At 52.0% G+C, this 5698-nt stretch carries 4 protein-coding genes; 2 read left to right on the top strand and 2 right to left on the bottom strand.

From position 1 onward, the window contains the following. Window positions 1–261: 261 nt before the first annotated feature. Complete coding sequence (locus KOR42_RS25635; protein WP_146512652.1) at window positions 262–1986, bottom strand: sulfatase-like hydrolase/transferase; 1725 nt, start codon at window positions 1984–1986, stop codon at window positions 262–264. 57 nt (window positions 1987–2043) lie between these two features. Continuing rightward, window positions 2044–2235, bottom strand: a complete 192-nt coding sequence (locus KOR42_RS25630) for a hypothetical protein (protein WP_146512651.1) — start codon at window positions 2233–2235, stop codon at window positions 2044–2046. A 298-nt stretch (window positions 2236–2533) separates the two neighbouring features. Between KOR42_RS25630 and KOR42_RS25625 the strand changes: the two genes are divergently transcribed. Together KOR42_RS25625 and KOR42_RS25620 are read left to right on the top strand one after the other, a co-directional pair. Next, entirely contained in the window at window positions 2534–3493 is a 960-nt protein-coding gene (locus KOR42_RS25625; RefSeq protein WP_197441610.1) for a helix-turn-helix domain-containing protein, read from the top strand. A 478-nt stretch (window positions 3494–3971) separates the two neighbouring features. Further along, entirely contained in the window at window positions 3972–5600 is a 1629-nt protein-coding gene (locus tag KOR42_RS25620; RefSeq protein ID WP_197441608.1) for a carbohydrate porin, read from the top strand. The last annotated feature ends 98 nt before the right edge of the window (window positions 5601–5698 follow it).

Raw genomic sequence — 5698 nt, 5'->3', positions numbered from 1 at the left:
GAATCATTTCGATCATCTCCCACTGAAGGTCAGTCAGGTCACTTGGGTACGCTTTTCGAATCGCCTCGGACACCGTGCACTCCTTTGCGTTGATGAACCGCAAAGTGTGAACAAAACCAGACTTTCACAAAACCTCAGTTTCCGGATAGCCTCTTACACATACAGGGAACTTTCGAGAGAAAGGCTCAGCCTTGCATCAGCAGTTGTGATGACAAGACTGAGCCAATTCGAGAACTCTGTTGCGGCCTTCGACCATCAAGATTATTGACCAAAATCGGGATCGAGAGTCGGGTCGAAGGGTAGTCCGTCCAGATGCTCGATGTACTCCAACGGGTCAAATGGCAGGTCTTTCAAATTAACGCTCGGCCTGGACAAGGCTTCCACTTTGGGTGTCGCATTTTCGATGCCGGTCCAGGGGACGCCGTGACGTTCCGGCAGATCTGGATATTTCTTTTTCCAGAGTTCGTGACGGACTCTCATGCGGTTGAACGGACTTTTCAAGTGGATCAGATTCACAAGCATCGGTGTTTTCTCGCGGGGATCCGCCGGTAGAAAATAGAACGCCGCAGCAATTCCGCTGCCTTCACCGACTGAATCCGAAGTCATCCAGTGCCGTTTGTAATTCCCCTTAACTGAAGCTCCTAAATTCGGGCCGGCGTAGACAAAGACATAGTCGCGACGACTATGCGTATCGCCGTTCAGGAACAGTGCCGTTTGGTCAATGCCGTCGATCACACGATCAGTCGGAATCTCCTTGGTAACTCCTGCGAGACTGGCGAAGGTCGTGTACAAGTCAGTTTCGTGAATGATATCTCCGACCAACTGGCCTTCTTCAATCACGCCGGGCCACCATGCTTGTGCGGGCACGCGAACGCCACCTTCAAGGAAGTCACCCTTTCCGCCCCGGAAAATCGTTTCAGCCATACCGAGACCTGGAGGAGGATTGTGAGACATCGGACCATTGTCGGCCATGCAGACCAGCAACGTATTCTCCGCGACGCCAAGTTCTTTCAACTTGGCCATCACCTTGCCGACGAAGGGGTCGATGTTGGATTCCAGACCATCCTGCAGAATGCTGCGGGACTGTGACGTCTTTTTGGGGTTGGGGATGAATGATGTCAGGTTTGGCCAGCTGGCGACAAAGAACGGCTTACCAGTTTTGGCATTGCGTTCGATAAAATCGAGTGTTCTCTTCTGCGCTTCCGGGTCGATCTTCAGGTAGTTATCGTGGCTGTTATCTCCCCATTGTCGCGTTGGTCCGTTCTTGGTGCCCTCGGCCACTTGCACCCAGCCTTTGGTTATAAATGTGTCATCCAGCTTGTAGGGATCTTCGGGAAGCATATCTTCAATCAAGCCAACTGATGCATTCGCACCTTCGGCCAGGCGAGTGTGCAACGAAAGAATCTGGTTGTAGCCTGTGAAGAAGGCTTCATCGAAACCTTGCTTGTGGGGGTAACTTTCTTCAATATCACCCAAATGCCATTTGCCATGGAAAGCCGTTGCGTAACCCGCTTTGGACAAGACTTCGGCGAGCGTCACTTCCGATGCGCGAAGTCCATGGGATTCTCGCAGCATGCCGATGTTGAACATGGAATTTCGCACGGGGTGACGGCCGGTCATGATGGCCGCCCGGCTTGGCGTGCAGCCAACTTCGGTATACATTCGCGAGAACAGGATTCCCTCGCGGGCCATGCGATTCAGATGCGGGGTATTCAGTCCGCGAACTTTTTGGATCGCTGGAATGCCAACATCTCCATAGGCGGTATCGTCCCACATGATGTGAACAATATTCGGCGGGGTGCCGTGTTTCTGACGCAGTTCCTTCAGGCGTGCGGCGATCCCCTTATCCTCGGCTTCCCACTTCTTCCCGTTCTGTGCTTCAAGAATGTAATATTCGGCATCGTGAACGATTTTCGATTGCGCGACCGCCTGGCTGGCGAACGTAAGCCCAGCCAACAGCGCGATTGTCCAAAGGTGTCTTTTCACTCGAAGTTCCTCTCTGATTGGTTTAAAAATGGTTACTCGTAAACCGCTGATTCGCAGCTACTTGCCGAAGTCGCCGTCAACCTTCGATCCGGGAATGTCCAACTCAAGGTATTCAGTGGCATCAAACGGCGTCTGTCTCAGGTTGCGTTTGCCCATGTCGCCAATGCCTTTTGTTTCTGGTCGAGCATTCGACAGACCAGTGAGTGGGATGCCCTCAGCGTTCGGCTTGTCCGGGTATTTCTTCTTCATGAGTTCATGCCGTACTCGCACCCGGTGAAACTGCCCTTGAGTGTGGATCAACGGGACCAGGTGTTGAATTGACGATAACGCTTGATTTCAGGCCTCAATCGTGATTTGATGGTCTTCTGGGTATTGCGATTGCGACGGTTTGAAACGGAACAGGATCGTACAACTATGCAGGAAAACCAAAGAATGAAGACGAGAGAGAATCGAATTTTTAGCGCGAACTGCGAAAGATGAACACCCCCAATCTTAGACGGACCCTATGGTGGACAACATCAAAAACACGCAAGTTCTGAACTGCGACATGCAAGAGCTGCCAGGAGTCAGCCCGATTCTGGTATCCAAACAATCGTTTCAGGACTTCGAAAATCTGCAGGAAACGATCAAGCATTGGAATTTGGACTTTCGTCAGCTTGAGGCTGGTCGGTTTTGTGGCGAAATTCTCCAGGCCAATTCCGCAGATGTCCTTTATGCGAATGCGCGATTCGAGCGGAAGCTACACCAGCAGGGAGCCGCTCCGGAAGGTTATTTCACAGTCGCTGTAACTGCCATGTCGTGTCAGAATTTACGTTGGCACGGGTATGATATCAGTGGTTCTGACATCATGATCTTCCCGCGTGATGGTGCACTGGACTCCGCTTCCGACGAGAATTTCCATGTTTACACCGTCTCGCTTTCGGAAAAAATCCTTCAGGAAGCATTCGATGTTCAGGAAGCTGCTGCGCCCCGAATTCCGTTATCCCAAGCAATGGTCGTCCGTTGTCGAGCAGATTCCGTTCGGCAACTCCGTCGGTTGTTGCACCAGATTTCAGCCACGCTTCAGTCTCCGTCAACGCAGGACAATGCTGAGCGGGAAATGGAGTTGTTGTCTCAGACTCTTCCAAAGCTATTAATCCGCGTGATCACGGAAGCGACCAATGGCGGAGTCCCCCGGATCAGTGCCAAGCGACGTGATCTCGTGTCACACGCGATTTTGCTGATTCAACAAAGTTCGCATTCCCCAATTACAGTTGAAGAAATCTGTGATCGAACAGGCGTCAGTATGCGGACGCTGCAATACGCGTTTCGCCAGTGTTTGAACGTCACCCCGAAGGCTTATATTCAGGCGTATCGGCTGCAATGCGTGAAAGCAGAACTAGCCGGGCACCGACACTCGCCTGTACTGGTTTCAGAAGTTGCCAACAAATGGGGGTTCTGGCATATGGGTGATTTTGCCAGAATCTATCAGCGATTCTTTCAGGAGAAACCGTCGGAAACGCGATGAACCGCTCTATCTCGGCATCATCTCTGTGCGGGTACGAGCGTCGTTAAAGTTTCGCCAAGTTAACTGACCTGTAATTCCACCTTCCGATTGGTTCGATGCTTCCACGCTAGCGCACAACGCTTATCGGTTGCGGCTACTGTATGCCGATAGTGCTGATCAGAGGGATTCGGGTGGTTTTACGTCATCCCCGTTTCATTTGCTGTTCTGAACGGCCAGCCATCAAATTTGATCGGGGACGGATCATATGCAACACGGACAGACTGCGATTTTCGCCACCCTTCTATCTTTCGCGGTTTGCTGGACATCTTTGGCTCATGGTCAGGATGGTTGTTGCACGACCGAGATCGGCTGCGCAGATTCCTGTTGTGAGGATTCTGGCTGCCGATTCAAACTTCGCTGCCTCGATTCTCTTTTCGGCAGCAAATGTGGTTCGCAAGACAACGGCTGTGGATTGGGATGTGCTGACGATGGTTGCGATTTGGGATGCACATCTGATGGTTGTGGGCTGCCAGCTGCCGCTCCTCCATACGGCGGCGATTGCGGAACGCGTCGAACTCTAACCGGCGACTGGGGTGGTGCACGGAATTCCCTAGCTTCCAGTGGGATCGTATTTCAAGGGGATGTTACTCAAATCTATCAAGGCGTAGCGAGTGGTGGCGTTCGACAGACTTGGAACTACGCTGCCCATGGCGATTACCTGTTGCTGACGGACTTCGACAAGTTGGCTGGTGTGAAAGGTCTGTCGTTAATGATTCGGGCCGAACATCGAATGGGAGAATTTATTGCCAGAGACGCAGGCGTGATTTTGCCGCCAGCATTGCATGCTACCACACCCGTTCCAGATTCCAACGACCTAATCATCACCAACTTTCTGTTCACGCAGAATGTGAATGAAAATGTCACAGTACTCTTCGGAAAGCTTGACACACTCGATGGCGATCGGAACCCGTTTGCCTCAGGGCGCGGCAAAACGGGCTTCATGCATACGAGTATCGTGGAGCCTATCTCTGGAATTCCGACTGTACCATTTTCGACGTTAGGCGCTGGTGTCATTCTGTCGGTCGATGGCAACCCGTTTGCTCAGTTTCTTGTCTTAAATGGAACAGACACGACGACAACTGCGGGCTTCGATGAACTATTCGAAAACGGCGTCGCGTTGGTCGGTGCTGTGAATCTACCTTCCAACTTCGGTGGGAAACTCGGTATACACACCCTTTCTGGGGCGTGGAATAGCGGCACATTCAATTCCATTCGGCAAGATCCCCGCGTCATTCTGCCTATCGTCCCACTTCGCACAACCGATGATTCCTGGGTCCTGTGGTACAGCGGATCGCAGTTCCTCAGCCAGGATCCCACAAATCCTATGAAGGGTTGGGGATTGTTTGGCCGATTTGGAGTGGCCAAAGGTCAGACAAGTCCGATTGAGTATTTTGGCAACGCGGGTGTTGGAGGAGCCAGCCCGATCCGCGGTCGAGATGAGGATCAATGGGGGATCGGTTGGTTCTATTCCAGAAACACGAACGAGTTCGGCCCCGTGGCAACGAACGCCTTGGGGATCGGCAATTTCTCGACCGGTGTAGAGATCTTCTACAATTATGCCGTGACGCCGCATTTCAAAGTGACTCCCGACCTGCAGATCATCATGCCAGACCCGACCTTTGAAGAGCAAAAAGCGTCGCTTCAAGCTCAAAGCGAGAAAATCAATGCGCGGTTTACCCGTCTCTGGATTCCCGGTCGTCGAAAGTATATCGCATGTGAAAGCTACCGCTTGGGGTTTCGGTGGCAGGAGCTTGGTGAATTCGAAGAGGCCGTCAACAGCTTTCAGCGTGCAATCGACGCCTATGACGGTCAACGTCCTCGTAAATCCAAAGACTCGAAAGCAGCCTTTCAAGTTGTCGCTGCATGTCACAATCATATCGGGATGATCTATCTCGAAGTAAATGAGTTCCCCGCCGCAACGAAACGGTTCACCGAGGCCATCAAGTTGCGACGAGAGTTGAAACGCCTTTTTCCTGAAGATCGAGAAAATCAAGTCTACCTTGGGGGAGCGTTGTGCAATATTGGGTTGGCAACTAAGAGCCTATCCGGAATCCTCTTCATGCTGTAAGTCGGTATTTGAACGGAGCTTGGTTGGGTGAAGGAGCTAAGCGGCGGAGCATGCGACCAATGGAAGCCACATAGATCATGGCTTCGCTCGATTTGGTG

Origin of the sequence: Thalassoglobus neptunius, assembly GCF_007859735.1 — a bacterium.
Classification (GTDB): Bacteria; Planctomycetota; Planctomycetia; order Planctomycetales; family Planctomycetaceae; genus Thalassoglobus; species Thalassoglobus neptunius.
Note: the sequence above shows the minus strand (reverse complement) of the source record. Positions and strands in the feature narration are given on the sequence as shown.

Excerpts from the sequence above, each read along its gene's own strand:
- KOR42_RS25630 (WP_146512651.1), bottom strand. The coding sequence starts at position 2,235 with ATGAAGAAGAAATACCCGGACAAGCCGAACGCTGAGGGCATCCCACTC.
- KOR42_RS25625 (WP_197441610.1), top strand. The coding sequence starts at position 2,534 with ATGCAAGAGCTGCCAGGAGTCAGCCCGATTCTGGTATCCAAACAATCG.